A 20059-nucleotide genomic window follows, 5' to 3' on the forward strand; every position below is an offset into this window, starting at 1 on the left:
AAAACTAGATGCGCGTTACCGTCAGTTCCACGCTGCCATTGTTGTTGCCATACATCTGCCAGGCATCATTGGCAAAGGCATACAAATAGCCGCTCTTTTGCGGTGTAAAAGTACACTCTGAACCAATGCGGAACACTTCATGAGGCAGAAAGTTAGTGGCGTTTTGGGGTGGGGACTCGGGTAAGACGTCATTGGCTATCATTCCCATCAGTGCAAACCAGGGCGCGTCTTCTTCACGCTTTGTATACCAGAAATCCGCCTGGTGATTATGTGTCAGCTTTTGATACAGCGCTTCGGCTTTTCCTAACAGCGAGGCGGCCATTTGCACCGCTTCACCCGGCTGAAATTTCCCGTCATTAGTTCCCTGTGGGCCACAAATAATGCTGCTGTCTTTCCACTCACCGGTGGCGCTCAGACGATAAGCCACGCCACCTTCCAGATAGATTCCGGTGGCGTTCCAGTGCTCGCGGGCATAAATCTTCCGGGTGGCGGCTTCGCCTGGTTTTTTTAAGATAATGCCAGGCCAATAAATGCCCTGGAGGATAGAAGGGCAGGTGTGGCGAGTCATAGCAGACGCATGGAAGGGAGATGCGGGTAACTCAAAACAGGGCACATTACGTGGACGGGTTTTCAGTGATGCGAAGACGCCGGTGACAGAATCATGCAATTGGTCGAGCGGGTCGGGGTTAAGTTGTTTCAGCACATCGTCCCGGAACTGCAAACCCAGCGCCTTCGCTTCTTCTATCATCCACTCCAGCGCTCCGTCGGAGAGGCCGCAACGTGAGTAGCCGCCGCCGACATCGGAATGGACGCCGGGAAACCACAGCTGGACAACATCCGCATCGGCAGGTACATCGGTCCACAACGTGGGGATAAAACTTTGCCTTTTTTCATCAATCGCAATTGCATGACGGGCGTGCCGGATATTGTGGCTCAGCGCGGTGTCATGAAAACGGTAGTTATTGGCGTTGTCGATAAGATTCAGTATGACCATATCATCCGGCACGCCCAGCGCCCCGACGGTATCCCAGACGCCGATAAAATGGACAGGAAGAGCTGTTCCATCTTTGTGTAAGGGCCATGCCGGGGCTTTTGTTTTCGGGTCGCGGTAGTGGGCAAAAATATCGCTGACGGCAGACCAGATATCGCTCTCACTCATTCCTGCAGGATTCAGTAACCCACAGCGGGAGATCATCCCGGACAAGCTGCGTACGGTATAGGCCCCACGGCTGAATCCAAATAACCAGATGGTTGCATCTGGCTGGTAATTGCGCGCCAGCCAGTTATAGGCGCTCATAATGTTATTATCGAGTCCTTCACCGGTTCCTCCACCGACGACTCGATTCCACCATCCGCCATCGGTGCCGACACCAGGGTGGTAATAAACCTGTTGTTCAGGTATGACGGACAGCGCATTACGCATTTTTACGACGTTGGTGGGGGATGGAATTCCGTTATCCATTTGATCTGGCGTGTTCCATGTGCCGTCGCAGAATACGATCAGGTGCATTTTGGATCTCCAGTTAACCGGAAAAAAAGTGCGGCTAATGACGATCCAGTAATAGTGTATTGCGGGCTTTTTCGCGTATATCTTTAAAAGAAGACGTTATGCTGTGGATAATTTGCATTTTCAAAGGTGAATCAACGGGAATGCGTGGTAAGCGAAACGGTAAATGCTGACGTTGCGCAAATGGAAATACTGGATAGACGAAAGAAGAAAATGGAGTACTACTGAGAATGGTGCGTCCGAGTGGACTCGAACCACCGACCCCCACCATGTCAAGGTGGTGCTCTAACCAACTGAGCTACGGACGCACTAAAGAGATGGTGCGTTCAATTGGACTCGAACCAACGACCCCCACCATGTCAAGGTGGTGCTCTAACCAACTGAGCTATGAACGCATTGTTGTGCCTGACAACGGGGACGAATATTAGCGGCAGCCTTGTAATGTGGCAAGAAGAAAATCGCTATTTTCTACCGGAATGCGCCCGACTGCGGAACTTTTATACATGAACGGCATATTTCACTGATGTTAAAGGATAATGATTGAGCAGAATGCATTTCCGAAGCATTGCTTTGACGATTATTCGCACAGTGCGTGATTTTGCGTCTTCCCTCTGGCCTGCATTTTATGGCGCAAAAAACCGCAATGCACCATGCCCTTCGCTTAACGGACAGGGGTAAGCACCGGTTGACCTGTAAAATAGGCCTGCAGGTTATCTAACACTAACTTGATTGTGGCTTCTGCCGCCTCAGGTGAGCGCCCGGCAATGTGTGGAGTGATAATCACATTCTCCTGTGCGCTTAGCTCTGCAGGGACGTTCGGCTCACCCTCCACAACATCCAGTGCGGCACCGCCAATACGTCCCTTTTTCAGGGCATCAATGAGCGCAGCCGTATCGACCACGCTGCCTCTGGCGATATTGATGAGAAAACCCTCCGGCCCAAGCGCATTTAGCACCGTATCATCCACGAGGTGCCTGGTCATAGCGCCGCCAGGAGTGGCGATCACCAGAAAGTCTGCCCACTGCGCGAGTGTGACAGGCGACGGGAGATAATGCCAGGCGGAATCGGCACGCGGTGTACGGCTGTGATATGCCACCGACATACCAAAACCGGCAGAACCGCGGCGTGCTATCTGCTCACCGATATTCCCCAGACCTAAAATCCCCAATCTCTTGCCGGAGACCATCGGTCGCAATTGCCGGGACGCTGCCCATTCACCGCGCCTGGCCGCCGCATCAGATTGAACAATTCCCCGCGCGATTGCCATCAGCAGTGCCATCGCATGATCGGCGACGGAGGTATCATTGGTCCCCGGTCCATGGGTGATGGTGATATTTCGCGCTTTTGCAGCCGATAGATCGATATTTTCATACCCGGCACCCAGCGCGCAGATGATGTCGAGTTTCGGGAGTGCCGTTATCGCGGAGGCATTGAGTCCGGTTGAACCGTTGGTGAGGACGGCGCGGATGCGCTCGCCGTCGTGTTCTACAACCTTCGCGCGGTCCGACGCTGTGGGGGCATAGTGTATTTCAAAGCCCGCAGCGGCAAGCCGGGAAAGGTGCTCTGATGCAAGTTCAATCGTAACAAGTAAAGGGATCGACATAACGGTGCCTTCGTATACTCAATTGACTTCAAGGGGAGGGTTAACGCATTCAGGAATCTGCGGGAGATATATAGCCTGAGAATGATCCTCATGCTGCACAAAAGCAAGCGACGGCCGGGGCTGTCGCAAGGCAATTGTGTGACAAAAAATCAGGTGAGATAAAACAGATGAATCAGAACCGCGCCAATCAGCAGCCAGCAGGGAAGCGAGAAATAAAAGACGCTTTTATTGTCACGTTCACTTTTCATGACGAGCAACACCGCAAATGCGATGACCAGTAGCGCGATAAAGACGAGTGTGACTGGCTGGCTGACGGCAATAATCTTCAAGGCGGCAAACAGAAGCAGGGTGGAGGCAATGGTAAAAAGCTTGATTTTTCGCGTGAAAGCCACGCAACCTACAACAAAGTAAACTAACGCAACAATGCCAGCCATCAGGCACTCCTTTTGCTGAATCTCTCTCGTTTCACCAGGATGTTTTGCATATCTTCGCGCATTGAAAACCGGTCGCCTGGCAAGAAAACGTAGCCGCCCGATGACGGCTACGTCGATATTAACGCGCCGCGCGCTGCAAAATGATGGACGACGGCTGACGCTGCAGGAAACGCATTCTGAGCATCATCAGAATAGCTGCCGACGTTAGCCCAATGATAAAGCCCATCCAGAATCCCGCCGGGCCCATCCGATCAACCACCAGGTCGGTTAACGCCAGTATATAACCAGCAGGTAAACCCAGTACCCAGTAGGCGGTAAACGTAATAAAGAAGATAGAACGTGTATCTTTATAACCACGCAGAATCCCGCTGCCGATAACCTGAATCGAATCGGAAATCTGGTACAAACCGGCCAGTAGCATCAATTGCGAGGCCAGCGTGACGACCTCAGGATTGTCGTTATAAAGCAGCGCGATATGTTCACGCAGCGCAACGGTAAATATAGCGGTCAGTACCGCCATGCACACCCCCACGCCAAGACCGGTATGTGCGGCTGTTTGCGCGTCAAGCGTGGACCCTTGCCCCAGGCGAAAGCCGACACGGATTGTGACGGCGGCGGCAAGCGACATCGGCAACACGAACATCAGCGAACTAAAATTCAGGGCGATCTGATGACCTGCGACATCCACAATGCCCAGCGGCGATACCAGCAGGGCGACAACAGCAAACAGGGTCACTTCAAAAAAGAGCGCCAGCGCGATAGGCAGACCAAGCTGTACCAGACGTTTCAGAACGCTCAGATCCGGTTTGCCAGAATGCGTTTCATTGCGAATGTCACGCATGGACCCCGCCCGTTTAACGTACGAGAGCATGGCGACAAACATCACCCAGTAGACCGATGCCGTTGCCACGCCGCAACCCACACCGCCCAGCTCCGGCATGCCGAAATGACCATAAATAAAGATGTAGTTAACGGGAATATTCACCAGCAGGCCGAGGAAACCCATCACCATGCCGGGTTTGGTTTTCGCCAGCCCCTCGCACTGATTACGTGCAACCTGAAAGAACAGGTAGCCCGGCGCTCCCCATAGCAGGGCGCGCAAATAGCCCACGGCTTTATCCGCCAGTTGCGGATCGATGTCATGCATGGCGTGAATGATATAACCGGCATTCCACAACACGATCATTATCAGAATCGACACCGCAGCGGCCAGCCAGAAGCCCTGACGTACCTGATGCGCAATACGCTCGCGACGACCGGAGCCGTTAAGTTGTGCCACCGTCGGGGTCAGTGCCAGCAACAGTCCATGACCAAAAAGGATGGCGGGCAGCCAGATAGAAGTCCCAATGGCGACTGCGGCCATATCGGTGGCGCTGTAACCGCCAGCCATAACCGTATCAACGAACCCCATTGCGGTTTGGGCGACCTGCGCGAGGATCACCGGGATAGCCAGGGCTAGCAGCTGGCGCGCTTCTGTAAAGTACTTCTGCACTGAAAACACCTTGGTATAGTTGTTATATGCGATGAATGTTTAATTCATTAAAAATATAGATGTGTCTTCTGGTCCGGGACACTGCGGGGATGGTCAGAAATCCAGCATAGGGTTAAGCATTGCGATCAAATCCTTGTTCATCCTGCTTTTCAGTTTGAGTAAACCAGTCAGGCGATCATGCCCATCGGGTCGGTTGTGAATAAAGGAAAGGCGCCGGGGAAAACCAGCACGAAAAAGCGTCGGGGTACGGTAACGCGTGCCCGAAAAGTATCGTCGTCTCCCGTTAGTGCCGGGATGTTAACGCGAAGCGGTTGTTTCTTTATTCTATTATCAGAGTTACAGGCAAATCTTACAGCTTGTTGCACATTTTTGCCACGTTAACGATAAGTGAACGTTATCAGTCCCACTGTTTTTGGCAGGGGAGTACTGTACGTCAGTTCCCTTATCTGTGTGTCTGACATTAACAAGAGAGGCTGAACATCATGGAATCTGACGCGGCGAAGCAAATACTTTCGCTCTACGAAAAGCATGCTGATGAGTTCGCCAGGCAGCGCTCTCGTCAGCTATTTGAAAAAAAATGGCTCGACAAATTTATACAGCTACTCCGGCCGGGCGGGCATATTCTGGATATAGGCTGCGGAAACGGAAAACCCATTGCTGAGTATTTTATTAGCAGCGGCTTTACGCTCACGGGTGTGGACGGTTCAGCGGCGATGATTGCACAGGCGCAGGCGGATTTCCCGACGCAACGCTGGATCCATCGGGACATGCGGCATCTGGCGATGGATGAGACCTTTGATGGTCTGATAGCCTGGGACAGCTTTTTTCATCTGACACAGAACGATCAACGCGCCATGTTTCCCCTTTTTGCAGCACTTAGCCACCCGGGAAGCGCATTAATGTTTACCAGCGGTACGTCGAATGGCACAGCGATGGGGACATTCGCCGGCGAGCCGCTGTATCACGCGAGCCTCGCACCCGAGGAATACCGGAAGATCCTGGCACAGCACGGGTTCATCGTTGTCGATGTACAGTTTGAGGATCCGGAGTGCGGTTATCACTCTATCTGGCTGTGTAAGAAGGTGAATTGATATTATCGTGTGGTTTTATACCTCCCTTGCCATCATCGCGCCCTGCGAGGCTGGCAACATGATTTTCCTCCTGTTATTGTGCGTTTTAGAAAACGGCGGTGCCGTAAATGACATACAGGAGTGGTTAGCATGTTTACTGGTATTGTACAGGGCACAGCAAAACTGGTGTCCATCGATGATAAGCCCAATTTCCGAACTCACGTCGTCGAGCTACCGGATCATATGCTGGAAGGGCTTGAAACCGGGGCGTCGGTGGCAAACAACGGTTGCTGCCTGACGGTCACGGAGATTAATGGCAACCATATCAGTTTTGATTTGATGAAAGAGACGCTGCGCATCACCAATCTGGGTGAGCTGGCGGTCGGCGATGCGGTAAACGTTGAGCGCGCGGCAAAATTCAGCGATGAAATTGGCGGGCATTTAATGTCGGGCCATATTATGACCACCGCGGAAATCGTTAAAATCCTGACCTCCGAAAATAACCGTCAGATCTGGTTCAAGGTACAGGATCCGGCGCTGATGAAATACATCCTTTATAAAGGCTTTATTGGGATTGATGGCATCAGCCTGACGGTGGGCGAAGTGACGCCAAGCCGTTTCTGCGTGCATCTGATCCCGGAAACGTTGCAGCGCACCACGCTTGGCAATAAAAAATTGGGTCATCGCGTGAACATCGAAATTGATCCGCAAACGCAGGCGGTTGTCGACACGGTTGAACGCGTTCTGGCGGCCAAAGAGGCCGCGGCCGCTGTTGTCAGTAACGACGAATAATCCCGCGAAAAAAGAGTGAGCTAATAAGGGAGAATATGAAAAGTATTCTCCTTTTTTTTGCCAGCAGAAAAGGGCGGGGCGTTGGTTGACAAGCTGTACGGTCTGACAGAAAGAAAAAACCCCGCAAAAGCGGGGTGGGCTGTTAGCGTGCTACGCGAAGTCCGTGTTCAATACCCCGGCTGAATACCACCTGCCAGAGTTGAATATCCCGCGCACGGAAAGCGCCGGCGCAGGCGTTCAGGTAGTAACTGAACATACGTTTAAACCGTTCGGAATAGTTATCGGCGATTTCTGGCCAACTGGCGAGGAATCGTTCATACCAGGCTATTAAGGTTTTATCGTAGTCTGCGCCGAAATTGTGCCAGTCTTCCATCACGAAATGGGACTCACTGGCATTCGCTATCTGCCGCACTGACGGAAGGCAGCCATTGGGGAAGATGTAACGGTCAATCCAGGGATCCACATTATGATCGGTTCGCCGTGAACCAATGGTATGCAGCAGGAAAAGACCATCCGGTTTGAGGTTACGATCAACGACGGTAAAGTAGGTGTCGTAATTTTTAGGTCCGACATGTTCGAACATACCGACAGAGACGATGCGGTCGAACTGATCATTCAGATCGCGATAATCCTGCAGGCGAATATCGACATCCAGCCCCAGACAACGCTGTTGCGCGTGTTTTTGTTGCTCGGCAGAAATAGTGACACCCACGACGCTGACCGCGTAGTTTTGCGCCATAAATTGCGCCAGACCGCCCCAACCGCAGCCAATGTCCAGCACGCGCATCCCTGGCTTGAGCTGAAGTTTTTCGCAAATCAGGCGTAATTTTGCGATCTGCGCGTCTTCAAGGTGCTCAGCATCTTTCCAGTAGGCGCAAGAGTATTGCATCTGCGGGTCCAGCATGCGGGTAAAAAGATCGTTACCCAGGTCGTAATGCTCTTTCCCGACGATCCATGCGCGTTTTTTGGATTGCAGATTAAATAATCTTGCCCCGGCGATACGAAGGGTATCTTTCAAATGGCGCGGAAGCTGTTTTTCCAACCCGGCACGCAAGACTTTCGTAAAAAACACATCCAGCCGGTCACATTCCCACCAGCCGTCCATATAACTTTCTCCCAGTCCGAGCGACCCCTCCTGCAAAACACGTTTAAAAAAATCAGGGTTTTTAACCTGAATATCAGATGCCGACGGTCCATTAACCTGGATACCGGCGCGGCTCAGCAACTCGTTTGCGATACGGAACCAGTTATCATCCCGTACGCTAACCTCTTCTATACACGATGAACTCATAACTTCTCCACCACCAGCAAGTGATCAGAACCTTAAAAGAGCGTAGACGCTTTTTGAGGTATGTGAGAAATCTCACGGTTTGCGCCGTGAGGCTGATATCCGACGTAGAACAGAGGAAGGGAGATGACCCTTGCCAGAAAGGCCTTCCATGGACAAACGGGAGCACTCCGGCTCCCGTTAATACCTAATATTTATCGTATTTGTAACTAGCCGGAAAAGAGTATAGGCCTCAAAATCCGCTGATACAACAGAAAACTGTTAGCAAGCTAATCACTAGACTGTAACATAGTCGCTCATGAAATTACGCGTGCGAGGACGACTCACTGGCTTCATCCGCATGAAAACTCTCACTTTCCTGGCGCTGCATTCGGTAGCCAAAAGCGACCAGAATGACCGTTGATAGCATCACGCTGGTGGTGGCGAGCAGCGGATGGGTAATCAGAGCCGATACCACCAGGCTTGCGATAAAACACAGCCCCAGTTGCAGTGTATTCTGCAAGGCGGCAGCCCGTCCGGTAGCCTGCGGGAAGGGGCGCAACGCCTGAGCTACGACAATCGGATAGATTGCGCCATTTGCCATCGCCATCAGACAGAAAGGGATCAGCAGGGCGGTCAGAGAGGCGCCAGGCATTAACCCCACGCCCCAGGTTGCCGCAACGCTCAATGCGAAGGCCAGCAGCAACCACGGTAATAAACGGGCACCAGACCATTTCTGCAATGCGGCGCGACAGCCGTAGCCCCCGACCAGAAAGGCGATAGTTTGCGGCACATAACTCAGGCCGATAATCGCCGGGCCGTAGCCCATTTCATGAAGAATAAACGGTGAACCGGTAAGCCAGGCAAAAAAGCTGGCTGAGCAGGCGGCATAAATCAGCACGTTGCCACGATAGGCTTTATCACGCAACAGCGCGGCGAAGGTCAGCGGCTGAGCGGTTGTTGCCGGTTTCTGCGCGCCAGGGCGCAGACGCAGTGCCGGAAGCATCAATATGACGGTGATGAAAAACAATGTGGCGAAGATGGCCTGCCAGGAGAAGTGCGCCAGAATCCAGCTACCAAGCAGCGGCGCAAGGGCAGGCGATAACCCTACCAGCGGCATGATGGTGGCAAAAATACGGTTTGTACGCTGCGCCGGATAGTGATCTGTCACCAGCGCCTGCCAGGTCACGGCAGCAGCACAGACCCCGACCGCCTGGACAAAACGCAACACCAGCAACCAGACAGCATCCTGAACCCACAACATACCAAGGCAGCCGACGGCGAAAATGGCCAGGCCGCTTAGCAAAATGGGTTTACGGCCATAGCGATCCGACAGCGGCCCCCAGACCAGTTGAGCAACGGCAAAGCCCGCAAGGAAAAGGCTCAGCGTCGCGCTGACCGCTGCGGCAGAGGTATTTAAATCTTGCTGAATATCGGCGAACGCTGGCAGGTACATATCGGTGGCCAGAAAGCCCAGTACGCTTAAGCCCGCGAGCCAGACTAAAAATCCTTTTCCAGGTTGCATGGCAGATCTCTTTTTTATGGCAGGTTAACAGGGCTCCAGAGTCTAAGGAGTGCAAGTCGGCTTGTGAAACGCTAATATTTGCACATTGGTTTCAAAATTTTTGCAGGCAGATTATGTGGTCAGAATATTCTCTCGAAGTGGTTGATGCCGTGGCGCGAAACGGCAGCTTTAGCGGTGCGGCACAGGAGTTACATCGCGTGCCTTCTGCGGTCAGCTATACCGTGCGTCAGCTTGAAGAGTGGCTGGCGGTGCCGTTGTTTGAACGTCGTCACCGGGATGTGGAGTTGACGCCGGCTGGCGTGTGGTTTTTGAAAGAGGGGCGTTCTGTTATCAAAAAAATGCAGATCACCCGTCAACAATGCCAGCAAATCGCCAACGGCTGGCGGGGGCAGTTATCTATCGCGGTCGATAACATCGTCAAACCGGAACGTACGCGCCAGATGATTGTCGATTTCTATCGCCATTTTAGCGATGTCGAACTGCTGGTCTCCCAGGAGGTGTTTAACGGCGTGTGGGATGCGCTGGCCGACGGGCGTGTCGAACTGGCTATCGGTGCGACCCAGGCGATTCCGGTCGGTGGCCGATATACCTTCCGCGATATGGGCATGCTGAGCTGGAAATGCGTGGTTGCCCGCCATCATCCGCTGGCGACAATGGTATCACCGCTCAGTGATGATACGTTGCGCAACTGGCCCTCACTGGTACGCGAAGATACTTCCCGCTCGCTGCCTAAACGCATCACCTGGCTTTTGGATAATCAGAAACGGGTTGTCGCCCCGGACTGGGAGTCATCTGCGGCCTGTTTGTCAGCCGGACTGTGTATTGGGATGGTGCCTGCGCATTTCGCCCGCCCGTGGATCGATCGCGGTGAGTGGGTTGCGCTGGCACTGGAAAACCCCTTTCCGGACGCCGCCTGTTGTCTGACCTGGCAGCAGAATGATGCCTCACCGGCGCTGAGTTGGTTACTGAGTTATCTGGGCGACAGCGAAACGCTGAACAGGGAATGGCTGCGGGAGCAGGAGTGAGCTGCTCCCGGCAGGATTAACGGCGATAGTCGCGGAACGGACCATCGGCAACCGAGCGGCGTTCAATCAGGCGCGGATGCACTTCAATCGACTGTGACTCTTCACGTTTGTTCACGATACGGTCAAGCAGCATGTTAAACGCGGTTTCCCCCAGCGAGTCTTTCGGCTGGTGAATGGTCGTTAGTGAAGGGGTAAAGAAACGCGAATTACGCACGTTATCATAACCGATCACCGAAATATCCTGCGGCACGCGCAGGCCCATTTCGTCTGCCGCACACAACGCGCCCATTGCCATAATATCGCCGCCGCAGAACACCGCGGTCGGGCGAGAGGACTGGGTCAGGATCTGTTGCATGGCGCGATAGCCGGACTCCGGCTCAAAGTCACCCTGCACGATCCAGTTTTCCGGCACGGTGATATGGGCCTCTTCCATCGCTTTCATAAACCCGCTCAGGCGGCCTGCGCCCGTATTGCGCTCAAGGGGGCCTGGGATAACGCCAATTTCGCGATGGCCGCGTTCAATCAGGTAACGGCCAGCCATATAGCCGCCGGCAAAGGCATTATCGATGACTGTATCGGTAAAATCGGCTTTTGCTTCGCCCCAGTCCATGACCACCATGGGAATGTGGCGATACTCTTCCAGCATACTGAGTAACGATTCCGGATATTCAGAACACATGACCAGCAGGCCATCCACACGTTTTTGCGCCATCATGGACAGATAGGCGCGCTGTTTTTCCAGGTTATTCCAGGCGTTACCGAGAATAAGGGTATAGCCTTTCTGGAAACAATTTTTCTCAACCGCCTCGATGATCTCAGCGAAATAAGCCGCCTCGCTACTGGTCGCCAGCAAGCCAATAGATTTGGTGTGATTGACTTTCAGGCTGCGGGCAACCGCGCTGGGGGAGTAATGTAATTCTTTAATCGCCGCCCAGACGGCGTTACGCGTCTCTTCTGCAACGAAACGCGTCTTGTTAATTACGTGTGATACGGTTGTGGTGGAAACGTTTGCTCGCTTCGCTACGTCTTTAATCGTTGCCATCAGATCTTACTCCAGACCATATCGTAAACTCCTGATAATACATAAGGTAAACGTTTGCCTTCCATCACCCTGTACCCATAGAAGGGATTGCAATACGCCGGGAAAAAGACACTGGACGTCAGGAGGGGAGTCAATGGCCGGTACGCTAATAAATTTAGCGTCGAATTTTGTCTGATCTTGACCAAAAGGGGAAGTGCTAAAACGTGTATCACCCTAAATCCTGCAAGATTTTTACGTTTATTTGTGCAAAAATGCGTTACATCACTTTTTGTGTGGAAATTAATAAGGAGAAAAATTGATGAGCACCGACCTGAAGTTTTCTTTAATGACTACCGTGATTGTACTTGCCCTGATTGTTGCTGCCGGGCTGACTGCCGCACTGCATTGATTTATCCCGAGGGAGAGGCTTCTCTCCCTCGTTTCACCCCTCGATTGTCATCAAATTAGCAATAGTCTTTTCCCATTTCGCTAACTTCTGTTTTTTGTGATTAATGTCATACTTTTGACTTCTGTGACGGTGTCGCGTGTCGACACGGCAATTCCGGAGTCTATTTATGAAGATTAATTTCCCACTGCTTGCCCTGGCGATTGGCGCTTTCGGCATCGGTACGACCGAATTTTCCCCCATGGGGTTACTCCCTGTTATCGCCCAGGGCGTGGATGTCTCGATCCCGGCGGCGGGTATGCTTATTAGCGCTTATGCCATTGGCGTGATGGTTGGAGCACCGTTAATGACGTTGCTGCTTTCACACCGGGCGCGACGTAATGCGCTGGTATTCCTGATGGCGATTTTTACCCTCGGCAATGTGCTCTCGGCACTTTCACCGGATTACACAACACTGATGCTCTCCCGCATTATCACAAGTCTTAACCATGGCGCTTTCTTTGGGTTGGGTTCTGTGGTGGCTGCAAGCGTGGTGGCAAAAGAAAAACAGGCAAGCGCAGTGGCGACCATGTTTATGGGGCTGACTATCGCCAATATTGGCGGTGTGCCCGCAGCAACCTGGCTGGGCGGGGCGATTGGCTGGCGCATGTCGTTCCTTGCTACGGCGGGGCTGGGGGTTATCGCCATGATCAGTCTCTATTTTTCCTTGCCGAAAGGCAGTGCCGGCGAACGTCCTGATGTGCGCAAAGAGCTGGCGGTCTTAATGCGACCTCAGGTGGTTTCCGCGTTACTGACGACGGTACTGGGGGCAGGGGCGATGTTCACGCTCTACACCTACATTTCACCGGTCCTGCACCGTATTACCGATGCCACCCCGGCCTTTATCACCGTGATGCTGGTGCTGGTGGGCGTTGGATTCTCCATCGGCAACTACCTTGGCGGCAAGCTGGCTGACCGCTCGGTCACAGCGACCCTGAAAGGCTTCTTGCTGTTATTGATCGTGATTATGGTTGCGATCCCCTGGCTGGCGCGCAGTGAGATCGGTGCGGCAATCAGCATGGTTATCTGGGGCGCGGCAACCTTTGCGGTAGTGCCTCCGTTGCAGATGCGTGTTATGCGTGTGGCACATGAAGCGCCCGGATTGTCGTCGTCAGTCAATATTGGCGCGTTTAACCTGGGTAATGCGCTGGGGGCAGCGGCAGGGGGTGCGGTGATTTCGGGTGGTCTGGGGTATACCGTTGTGCCGGTTACAGGGGCGATTATTGCAGGGATGGCGTTACTGTTGGTGCTGTTTTCCGGCAGAGCCAGCACAGAACGCACCTGCACAGCAGCAGAGTAAAAAACAGGAGGGTTTCCCCTCCTGATGATTACGCGGCGAGGTTCTTCGCGACAAACTCCCAGTTGACCAGCGTCCAGAAATGCTCCAGATAGTTTGGACGGGCGTTACGATAGTCAATGTAGTAAGCGTGTTCCCACACATCCACAGTCAGCAGCGGCGTGGCGTCGGTGGTCAGCGGTGTTCCGGCGTTTGATGTCGAAACAATGGCCAGTTTGCCATCGGCGTTTTTCACAAGCCACGTCCAGCCTGAACCAAAGTTCTTCACTGCGGCATCCGTGAATTTCGCTTTAAACTCAGCAAAGCTGCCAAAGGCTTCGGTAATCGCAGCCGCCACAGCACCGGTAGGTTCACCGCCTGCGTTCGGGGCCAGACAATGCCAGTAGAAGGTGTGGTTCCAGACCTGGGCTGCATTGTTAAACACGCCGCCCTCAGAGCTACGAATAATCTCTTCCAGCGTTTTGCCTTCCAGTGGGCTGCCTTTAATCAGGTTGTTCAGGTTGGTGACATAAGCCTGATGATGTTTGCCGTGATGGTACTCCAGTGTTTCCGCAGAAATGTGCGGAGCCAGGGCGTCTTTTGCATACGGTAATGCAGGTAATTCGAACGACATTGCTTCACTCCTTATTGTTGTAATGCACTCAATAACCTTATTGAGTGTAAGGATAGGGTAGCAAATCGAAAGGGGAGAAAAAAGAGAGAGTTACCTGCCGCATTAGCAGCAGGTACGAGATTAGCGGATGGTTTTTGGCGTAACCACTCTGCGGGCACCCACATAATGACGCTGCCAGTAATCTTCGCTTAATGAGGTAATCTGAATATCCTGGCCGCTGCGTGGTGACTGAATGAATTTGCCGTTGCCGACATACACACCCACGTGGTCGGCGGTACCACGACCTTGTGTACGGAAGAACACCAGATCGCCGCTTTCCAGTTCCGCAACGTTGACCGGAGAGGCATCACGCAGGTGATACATTTCGTTCGCGGTGCGAGGAATGCGGAATTTCACCAGATCTTTATAGGCGTAATAGACCAGACCACTGCAATCAAAGCCGGTCATAGGGGAGGTGCCGCCCCAATGGTAAGGTTTGCCAATCTGATTCATCAGTTTGGACATGGCAGTTTTCTGTACTTTTTGGATGCGGACTTTGTGCGCATCGGAAAGCGCAACAAGTTTACTGTTTTTCACTTTTACACAGTGCGGTTTATGACCTTTACGCTTTGTGCATTTTTCCGTCATAGCGGTAGCGGCGATGGGTTTCGTGCTGGTTTTGCTGTGACGGGAGGAATTCTTACTGGTGGTGTTTTTGCTGCTGGTTGACGATTTTTTCGTCACTGCCACTTTTTTATTTCCGGCTTTAGCCGTTGTTTTTGTTTCGGTGCGACTGCTTTTCTTTGATGTTTTTTCTGTGGTGGTTTTTTTCTTACTCTCGGATGCTTTCGCCAGATGCGTTGTCTTATGCACGGCCGAACCTCGCGTCTGCTCGGAAGCATTCGCTAATGGCGTGAAAGTCAACGTGGTGAACAACAAAGCACAGAGCGTGATCGAAGCTGTATGAATTCGCGCCACTGAGCAATCCCCTGATAAGTGCAGGCATTCAATAATGCTTGCGTATGATTTAGAACCGCGTCGATTCTAATCTAAAAAAAGCACAAAAGTTAATAGGGTTTTTGCATCTAAAACTGTGTTTCGTTAGCAAGCGCAAAAAAAATCACCAATTGACTCTGGAAGAAGCTCAAATGTTGAACTATTGACGTGCGGTGAAACGTAAGATAAGTGATATTTTAAAAGCAACTTATCGCGACAGACGATAAAATAATGAGTGGTGAACAAAATGTTATTTTCGGTTACGCACCTTAACCGTTACAATGACGACTATCTGCCGAAAAGAAGTTGAAGGAAGCAAGACAATGAGCTCTACCCTTGAAAAAATCCAGCGCCAGATCGCTGAAAACCCGATTCTCCTGTATATGAAAGGTTCTCCGAAGCTGCCAAGCTGCGGCTTTTCCGCACAGGCAGTGCAAGCGCTCTCCGCCTGTGGCGAACGTTTTGCTTACGTTGATATTCTGCAAAACCCGGACATTCGCGCCGAGCTGCCGAAATATGCAAACTGGCCGACCTTCCCGCAACTGTGGGTTGATGGCGAGCTGGTTGGCGGGTGCGACATCGTAATCGAAATGTACCAGCGCGGCGAATTGCAGCAGCTGATCAAAGAGACAGCGGCGAAGTACAAATCCGAAGAGCCGGACGCGGAATAATCATCGCAATAAAAAAGCGACCTTCGGGTCGCTTTTTTTATGCCTCGCTATCTGCGATGGGTAGCGGCCAGCCGCCCAGCCGTTTCCAGCGGTTAACTATCTCGCAAAACAGCAGCGCAGTCTGCTCAGTGTCGTACAGCGCGGAGTGCGCCTGGGTTGCGTCAAAATTAATGCCGGCGGTGGCGCAGGCTTTTGAAAGCACCGTTTGCCCCAGCGCCAGCCCGCTCAACGATGCGGTATCAAAAGTGACGAACGGATGGAACGGATTACGCTTAAGGGATGCACGCTCAGCGGCAGCCATCATAAAGCTGTGGTCGAAGGTGGCGTTGTGAGCCACCATAATGGCGCGATTACAGTTCTGATCTTTAATACCTTTACGCACCATCTTGAAAATAGCGTGGAGCGCGTCGTGCTCGCTCACGGCACCCCGCAGCGGGTTATTCGGGTCGATACCGTTAAATGCCAGCGCTTCCGGCTGCAGGTTCGCTCCCTCAAACGGTTCAACATGAAAATGCAGGGTGCTGTCAGGCATTAACCAACCCTGGTCGTCCATTTTCAGCGTGATGGCAGCGACCTCCAGCAGTGCATCGGTTTTGGCGTTAAACCCGGCGGTTTCAACATCAATCACGACAGGGTAAAAACCGCGAAAACGGTCGCACAGACCGGTAAGTTGGGCGTTATCGGACATTGGAGTCTCTTGCTAAGGGAAAATGGCAGCGCATTATGGCAAATTTTGCGAAGGGATGTAAAACAGCGGGCGCCAGAGGCGCCCGTAAAGCATTAATTGCCCAAACCGCGTCCCGCGTCTTTGGCTTCAATCAGTTCGACTTTATAGCCGTCCGGATCTTCAATAAAAGCGATAACGGTGGTGCCGCCTTTTACCGGACCTGCTTCACGCGTTACGTTGCCGCCATTTTGACGAATACGCTCACAGGCTTCTGCCGCATTATCCACTTCCAGCGCGATATGACCGTAAGCGCTGCCCAGGTCATATTTATCTACGCCCCAGTTATAGGTCAGTTCGATAACTGCCGTTTCTGTTTCCGGACCATAACCCACAAAGGCCAGTGAGTATTTGTATTCCGGGTTTTCACTGGTTCGCAGCAACTGCATGCCCAGCACTTTGGTGTAGAAATCGATGGAGCGTTGCAGGTCGCCAACGCGCAGCATGGTGTGAAGTAAGCGCATAATGTCCTCTTAAGCGTCAATGAATTGTCATTCGAAACAGAGTTTTAGTATAGCGGCGGATCCCTGCCGCTATCAAATCAACGAAGTGATTATAAAGAAGGGTAGTCGGTATAGCCTTCCGCGCCACCGCCATAGAAGCTTTCCGGGCGTTGCGGGTTCAGTTCTGCTTTGCGCTGCAGGCGTTCAACCAGATCCGGGTTAGCGATGTAAGCACGACCAAAGGCCACGGCGTCAATTAAACCTTTCGCAATCAGATCTTCTGCTTTTTCTACTGTGTAGGCGCCAGCACCGATGATGGGGCCGTGGAAACGCTCACGCACTTTACGACGGAACTCCTCAGTGTATGGCTGGCCGCCTGCCCAGTCCGGCTCGGACATATGCAGATAGGCAATCCCGCGTTTACCCAGTTCCTCGATAAAGTACAGTGCGTCTTCTTCTTCATTCGGGCCGTTATCGGTGTTCTGGAAGGAACCGATAGGGGAGACGCGAATACCGATGCGATCCGCACTCCAGGCAGCGCTGACGGCATCGACAACTTCCAGCACCAGGCGGGCGCGGTTTTCGATGCTGCCGCCATACTGGTCGGTACGCTGGTTGGCAGACGGTGACAGGAACTGGTGCAACAGATAGCCGTGGGCAGAGTGCAGTTCGACTAAATCAAAACCGGCTTCACGTGCGTTGATGACGGCCTGACGGAAATCATTGACGATGCCGGGAATTTCGCTGGTTTCCAGCGCACGCGGCATCGACGTGTCTTCACGGGTTGCGTTGCCGTTGGCGTCACGCAGGGAGGTACGGGTACCGGAACTGATCGCCGAAGGGGCAACAGGCGCCTGGCCGCCAGGCTGCAGGCTGGTGTGAGAAATGCGCCCGGTGTGCCAGAGCTGAACCGCCATATGACCGTTTTCAGCGTGTACACCGGCGGTGATTTTCTTCCATGCGGCAATTTGTTCCGGGCTGTGAAGACCCGGCGCGCCTGCATAGCCTTTCGCCTGTGCAGAGATTTGGGTCGCTTCACTGATGATAAGGCCAGAGCTGGCGCGCTGGCGGTAGTATTCGCCCATCAGCGGGGTCGGAATATCGCCAGGCTCAATGCTGCGCAGACGTGTCAACGGAGCCATCAGCACACGGTTTGGGATGGTAATCGCGCCAATTTTCAGCGGCGTAAACAAATTGCTGGACATAAATTCTCCTGAATAGACCGGTCGACTAGTAAAGTGGGAAATAAAAACGCCTGTTAAAGAGGCGCTGCAATAATCGTTTTCGCATGGGCCAGCGCACTTTCCAGTGGCACGGCACTGCGTGAAATCTTAGCCTGCAGATTGGCACCCAGCCACAGCGAATAGAGCACCTGTGCCTGGGTCAGCGCATCACCAGTAAAAGTCAGACACTGATCACGGCGGCCGCTTTCCAGCGCCTGTGCCAGTAAGCTGATAATGCCACTGGCACCTTTGTCCATGGCTTCACGCATCGTTTCTGACAGGTCACACACCTCTGCCGAAAGCTTGACGGTCAGGCAGCCGCTGATAATGCCCTGATCACAAAACTGGATGAGTGTCTGCTGATAATACGCGAGCAGGCGATCGCGATAGTTTCCTGCACCTGTGGCAAAATGATCCGTCAGACGCTGGTGATACCCGGCATAATGACGTTCGAGCATCGCAACCCCGAACGCCTCTTTCGAGCGAAAATAGTGGTAGAAAGAGCCTTTCGGCACTTCCGCTGTTTTCAGTAATTCGCTTAACCCCATGCCCGTAAAACCGCGATGCATGCACAAGCGCTCGCCGGTTTCCAGCAGATGTTCGCGGGTATCGTGTTCAGTATTTCTGCTCATGGACACAATCTACTAGACCGATTGGTCTATTGCAAGTAGCAATACATGCGATCTTGCAGGTTCCGCGTGCGCAGTCTTCAATAAAGAGAGACGAATACTACAGGAGGCGATGCGTGCCAGAACAACTGGAGTTTTTCCCCGTCCAGAGTCCGTGCCGGGGAATATGCCAGTCAGATGAGCGGGGATTTTGCCGTGGGTGTATGCGCAGCCGCGATGAACGGTTCAACTGGCAAACCATGAGCGACGCACAAAAACAGGATGTCCTGCGCCTGTGTCGTCAGCGTTTTCTGCGCAAATTACGGGCGAATAAAGCCCTCCCGCCTGAAGAACCTGAGCAACCTTCACTGTTTTGACGCCATAATTGCGTATACTCATGGCAAATTATTGCTGAGGAAGTGGTTATGGTTCAGAGAATTACCCTTGCGCCGCAGGGACCGGAGTTCTCCCGTTTTGTGATGGGCTACTGGCGACTGATGGACTGGAATATGTCTGCCCGTCAGTTGGTGAGTTTTATTGAGGAGCACCTGGATCTCGGTGTCACCACCGTCGACCATGCGGACATCTACGGTGGTTATCAGTGCGAAGCGGCTTTTGGTGAGGCGCTCAAGCTGGCTCCCCATCTGCGTCAACGCATGGAGATTGTTTCTAAATGCGGCATCGCCACCACTGCCCGTGCCGGGAATGCGCTGGGCCACTACATCACCAGCCGCGATCACATCATCGCCAGTGCCGAACAGTCATTGGTGAATCTGGCGACCGAACGTCTGGACCTGCTGCTCATTCATCGCCCGGATCCGCTGATGGATGCCGATGAGGTGGCTGAGGCGTTTTTGCATCTCCACCAGAGCGGCAAAGTGAGCCATTTTGGCGTGTCAAACTTCACCCCGGCGCAGTTCTCGCTGCTCCAGTCGCGCCTGCCGTTTACCCTAGCGACCAACCAGGTTGAGATTTCTCCGGTTCACCAGCCGCTATTACTGGACGGTACCCTCGATCAACTCCAGCAATTGCGCATTCGCCCGATGGCCTGGTCCTGCCTTGGCGGTGGACGTCTGTTCAACGACGAGGCCTTCCAGCCACTGCGTGATGAACTGGCGAAAGTGGCGCAAGAGCTGAATGCCCTGAGTATTGAACAAGTGGTGTATGCATGGGTGATGCTTCTGCCGTCGCAACCGCTGCCGATTATCGGTTCCGGAAAAATTGAACGCGTCCGTTCGGCGCTGGGAGCGGCAAGCCTTGAGATGACGCGCCAGCAGTGGTTCCGCATCCGCAAAGCGGCTCTGGGTTACGATGTTCCCTGATA

The 20059-nt window shown here is 53.0% G+C and carries 21 protein-coding genes and 2 tRNA genes; 8 read left to right on the forward strand and 15 right to left on the reverse strand.

Annotated features, from left to right (window positions below; genetic code table 11):
• Positions 1 to 4 precede the first annotated feature (4 nt).
• The 6 genes from ACS0RQ_RS11650 to mdtK all read right to left on the reverse strand — a co-directional run bounded on the left by ACS0RQ_RS11650 (position 5) and on the right by mdtK (position 5036).
• Positions 5 to 1510, reverse strand: coding sequence for a T6SS phospholipase effector Tle1-like catalytic domain-containing protein (locus tag ACS0RQ_RS11650; RefSeq protein WP_271848954.1), 1506 nt, complete (start codon positions 1508 to 1510; stop codon positions 5 to 7).
• Between the two features lie 228 nt (positions 1511 to 1738).
• A tRNA-Val gene (locus ACS0RQ_RS11655) sits at positions 1739 to 1815 on the reverse strand.
• Between the two features lie 10 nt (positions 1816 to 1825).
• Positions 1826 to 1902 (reverse strand) — tRNA-Val (locus ACS0RQ_RS11660).
• A gap of 266 nt (positions 1903 to 2168) precedes the next feature.
• Positions 2169 to 3110: a 2-hydroxyacid dehydrogenase gene (locus tag ACS0RQ_RS11665; protein ID WP_271848953.1), complete on the reverse strand. Its 942-nt coding sequence runs from the start codon at positions 3108 to 3110 to the stop codon at positions 2169 to 2171.
• Positions 3111 to 3259: 149 nt separating this feature from the next.
• Positions 3260 to 3544, reverse strand: a complete 285-nt coding sequence (locus ACS0RQ_RS11670) for a hypothetical protein (RefSeq protein WP_271848952.1) — start codon at positions 3542 to 3544, stop codon at positions 3260 to 3262.
• Between the two features lie 118 nt (positions 3545 to 3662).
• Positions 3663 to 5036 (reverse strand): MdtK family multidrug efflux MATE transporter, encoded by a 1374-nt coding sequence (gene mdtK / locus ACS0RQ_RS11675; protein ID WP_271848951.1) that lies wholly within the window; start codon positions 5034 to 5036, stop codon positions 3663 to 3665.
• Between the two features lie 482 nt (positions 5037 to 5518).
• On the opposite strand from mdtK, the gene ACS0RQ_RS11680 reads away from it, so the two are divergent.
• The gene (locus ACS0RQ_RS11680; RefSeq protein WP_271848950.1) at positions 5519 to 6127 is read left to right on the forward strand and encodes a class I SAM-dependent DNA methyltransferase; all 609 of its coding nucleotides are present in this window, start codon (positions 5519 to 5521) and stop codon (positions 6125 to 6127) included.
• Positions 6128 to 6256: 129 nt separating this feature from the next.
• The gene (locus ACS0RQ_RS11685) at positions 6257 to 6898 is read left to right on the forward strand and encodes a riboflavin synthase subunit alpha (protein ID WP_271848949.1); all 642 of its coding nucleotides are present in this window, start codon (positions 6257 to 6259) and stop codon (positions 6896 to 6898) included.
• Between the two features lie 142 nt (positions 6899 to 7040).
• Here the strand turns inward: ACS0RQ_RS11685 and cfa are convergent, their stop codons facing one another.
• Positions 7041 to 8189: a cyclopropane fatty acyl phospholipid synthase gene (cfa, locus tag ACS0RQ_RS11690; RefSeq protein ID WP_271848948.1), complete on the reverse strand. Its 1149-nt coding sequence runs from the start codon at positions 8187 to 8189 to the stop codon at positions 7041 to 7043.
• Positions 8190 to 8490: 301 nt separating this feature from the next.
• Positions 8491 to 9690: a purine nucleoside transporter PunC gene (punC, locus tag ACS0RQ_RS11695; RefSeq protein WP_271848947.1), complete on the reverse strand. Its 1200-nt coding sequence runs from the start codon at positions 9688 to 9690 to the stop codon at positions 8491 to 8493.
• Between the two features lie 113 nt (positions 9691 to 9803).
• On the opposite strand from punC, the gene punR reads away from it, so the two are divergent.
• On the forward strand, positions 9804 to 10715 hold the full coding sequence (gene punR, locus ACS0RQ_RS11700; protein WP_079498094.1) for a DNA-binding transcriptional activator PunR: 912 nt from the start codon (positions 9804 to 9806) through the stop codon (positions 10713 to 10715).
• Between the two features lie 16 nt (positions 10716 to 10731).
• Here punR and purR read toward each other — a convergent pair whose 3' ends face one another.
• Entirely contained in the window at positions 10732 to 11757 is a 1026-nt protein-coding gene (purR, locus tag ACS0RQ_RS11705; RefSeq protein ID WP_041851565.1) for an HTH-type transcriptional repressor PurR, read from the reverse strand.
• A gap of 298 nt (positions 11758 to 12055) precedes the next feature.
• On the opposite strand from purR, the gene cydH reads away from it, so the two are divergent.
• Together cydH and ACS0RQ_RS11715 are read left to right on the forward strand one after the other, a co-directional pair.
• Positions 12056 to 12145 (forward strand): cytochrome bd-I oxidase subunit CydH, encoded by a 90-nt coding sequence (gene cydH, locus ACS0RQ_RS11710; RefSeq protein WP_193793635.1) that lies wholly within the window; start codon positions 12056 to 12058, stop codon positions 12143 to 12145.
• A 166-nt stretch (positions 12146 to 12311) separates the two neighbouring features.
• Positions 12312 to 13481, forward strand: coding sequence for an MFS transporter (locus ACS0RQ_RS11715; protein WP_271848946.1), 1170 nt, complete (start codon positions 12312 to 12314; stop codon positions 13479 to 13481).
• A 28-nt stretch (positions 13482 to 13509) separates the two neighbouring features.
• On the opposite strand, the gene sodB is transcribed toward ACS0RQ_RS11715, so the two are convergent.
• Together sodB and ACS0RQ_RS11725 are read right to left on the reverse strand one after the other, a co-directional pair.
• On the reverse strand, positions 13510 to 14091 hold the full coding sequence (sodB, locus tag ACS0RQ_RS11720; RefSeq protein WP_271848945.1) for a superoxide dismutase [Fe]: 582 nt from the start codon (positions 14089 to 14091) through the stop codon (positions 13510 to 13512).
• A 120-nt stretch (positions 14092 to 14211) separates the two neighbouring features.
• Complete coding sequence (locus tag ACS0RQ_RS11725; RefSeq protein WP_041851562.1) at positions 14212 to 15048, reverse strand: C40 family peptidase; 837 nt, start codon at positions 15046 to 15048, stop codon at positions 14212 to 14214.
• 341 nt (positions 15049 to 15389) lie between these two features.
• Here ACS0RQ_RS11725 and grxD point away from each other — a divergent pair, with 341 nt between their 5' ends.
• Positions 15390 to 15737, forward strand: coding sequence for a monothiol glutaredoxin 4 (gene grxD, locus ACS0RQ_RS11730; RefSeq protein WP_041851561.1), 348 nt, complete (start codon positions 15390 to 15392; stop codon positions 15735 to 15737).
• Positions 15738 to 15774: 37 nt separating this feature from the next.
• On the opposite strand, the gene rnt is transcribed toward grxD, so the two are convergent.
• From rnt to ACS0RQ_RS11750, 4 genes are all read right to left on the reverse strand, one after another.
• Positions 15775 to 16425, reverse strand: coding sequence for a ribonuclease T (rnt, locus tag ACS0RQ_RS11735; protein ID WP_041851560.1), 651 nt, complete (start codon positions 16423 to 16425; stop codon positions 15775 to 15777).
• A 92-nt stretch (positions 16426 to 16517) separates the two neighbouring features.
• Positions 16518 to 16925: a lactoylglutathione lyase gene (gloA, locus tag ACS0RQ_RS11740; RefSeq protein WP_041851559.1), complete on the reverse strand. Its 408-nt coding sequence runs from the start codon at positions 16923 to 16925 to the stop codon at positions 16518 to 16520.
• An 89-nt stretch (positions 16926 to 17014) separates the two neighbouring features.
• A complete protein-coding gene (locus ACS0RQ_RS11745) occupies positions 17015 to 18109 on the reverse strand; it encodes an alkene reductase (protein WP_041851558.1) in 1095 nt (364 codons plus the stop codon).
• Positions 18110 to 18162: 53 nt separating this feature from the next.
• Positions 18163 to 18759 carry a TetR/AcrR family transcriptional regulator gene (locus ACS0RQ_RS11750; protein ID WP_271848944.1) on the reverse strand — a complete coding sequence of 199 codons (597 nt, stop codon included), beginning with the start codon at positions 18757 to 18759 and terminating at the stop codon, positions 18163 to 18165.
• A 113-nt stretch (positions 18760 to 18872) separates the two neighbouring features.
• On the opposite strand from ACS0RQ_RS11750, the gene ACS0RQ_RS11755 reads away from it, so the two are divergent.
• Complete coding sequence (locus ACS0RQ_RS11755; RefSeq protein WP_271848943.1) at positions 18873 to 19112, forward strand: DUF1289 domain-containing protein; 240 nt, start codon at positions 18873 to 18875, stop codon at positions 19110 to 19112.
• A 48-nt stretch (positions 19113 to 19160) separates the two neighbouring features.
• On the forward strand, positions 19161 to 20057 hold the full coding sequence (locus ACS0RQ_RS11760) for an aldo/keto reductase (protein WP_334633040.1): 897 nt from the start codon (positions 19161 to 19163) through the stop codon (positions 20055 to 20057).
• Positions 20058 to 20059 lie beyond the last annotated feature (2 nt).

It is taken from the genome of Phytobacter diazotrophicus, from assembly GCF_052061655.1.
GTDB classification, from domain to species: Bacteria; Pseudomonadota; Gammaproteobacteria; order Enterobacterales; family Enterobacteriaceae; genus Phytobacter; species Phytobacter diazotrophicus.

Coding starts and splice junctions, on each gene's coding strand:
- ACS0RQ_RS11650 (WP_271848954.1), bottom strand. CDS start 1,510: ATGCACCTGATCGTATTCTGCGACGGCACATGGAACACGCCAGATCAA.
- ACS0RQ_RS11665 (WP_271848953.1), bottom strand. CDS start 3,110: ATGTCGATCCCTTTACTTGTTACGATTGAACTTGCATCAGAGCACCTT.
- ACS0RQ_RS11670 (WP_271848952.1), bottom strand. CDS start 3,544: ATGGCTGGCATTGTTGCGTTAGTTTACTTTGTTGTAGGTTGCGTGGCT.
- ACS0RQ_RS11680 (WP_271848950.1), top strand. CDS start 5,519: ATGGAATCTGACGCGGCGAAGCAAATACTTTCGCTCTACGAAAAGCAT.
- ACS0RQ_RS11685 (WP_271848949.1), top strand. CDS start 6,257: ATGTTTACTGGTATTGTACAGGGCACAGCAAAACTGGTGTCCATCGAT.
- cfa (WP_271848948.1), bottom strand. CDS start 8,189: ATGAGTTCATCGTGTATAGAAGAGGTTAGCGTACGGGATGATAACTGG.
- punC (WP_271848947.1), bottom strand. CDS start 9,690: ATGCAACCTGGAAAAGGATTTTTAGTCTGGCTCGCGGGCTTAAGCGTA.
- punR (WP_079498094.1), top strand. CDS start 9,804: ATGTGGTCAGAATATTCTCTCGAAGTGGTTGATGCCGTGGCGCGAAAC.
- purR (WP_041851565.1), bottom strand. CDS start 11,757: ATGGCAACGATTAAAGACGTAGCGAAGCGAGCAAACGTTTCCACCACA.
- cydH (WP_193793635.1), top strand. CDS start 12,056: ATGAGCACCGACCTGAAGTTTTCTTTAATGACTACCGTGATTGTACTT.
- ACS0RQ_RS11715 (WP_271848946.1), top strand. CDS start 12,312: ATGAAGATTAATTTCCCACTGCTTGCCCTGGCGATTGGCGCTTTCGGC.
- sodB (WP_271848945.1), bottom strand. CDS start 14,091: ATGTCGTTCGAATTACCTGCATTACCGTATGCAAAAGACGCCCTGGCT.
- grxD (WP_041851561.1), top strand. CDS start 15,390: ATGAGCTCTACCCTTGAAAAAATCCAGCGCCAGATCGCTGAAAACCCG.
- rnt (WP_041851560.1), bottom strand. CDS start 16,425: ATGTCCGATAACGCCCAACTTACCGGTCTGTGCGACCGTTTTCGCGGT.
- gloA (WP_041851559.1), bottom strand. CDS start 16,925: ATGCGCTTACTTCACACCATGCTGCGCGTTGGCGACCTGCAACGCTCC.
- ACS0RQ_RS11745 (WP_041851558.1), bottom strand. CDS start 18,109: ATGTCCAGCAATTTGTTTACGCCGCTGAAAATTGGCGCGATTACCATC.
- ACS0RQ_RS11750 (WP_271848944.1), bottom strand. CDS start 18,759: ATGAGCAGAAATACTGAACACGATACCCGCGAACATCTGCTGGAAACC.
- ACS0RQ_RS11760 (WP_334633040.1), top strand. CDS start 19,161: ATGGTTCAGAGAATTACCCTTGCGCCGCAGGGACCGGAGTTCTCCCGT.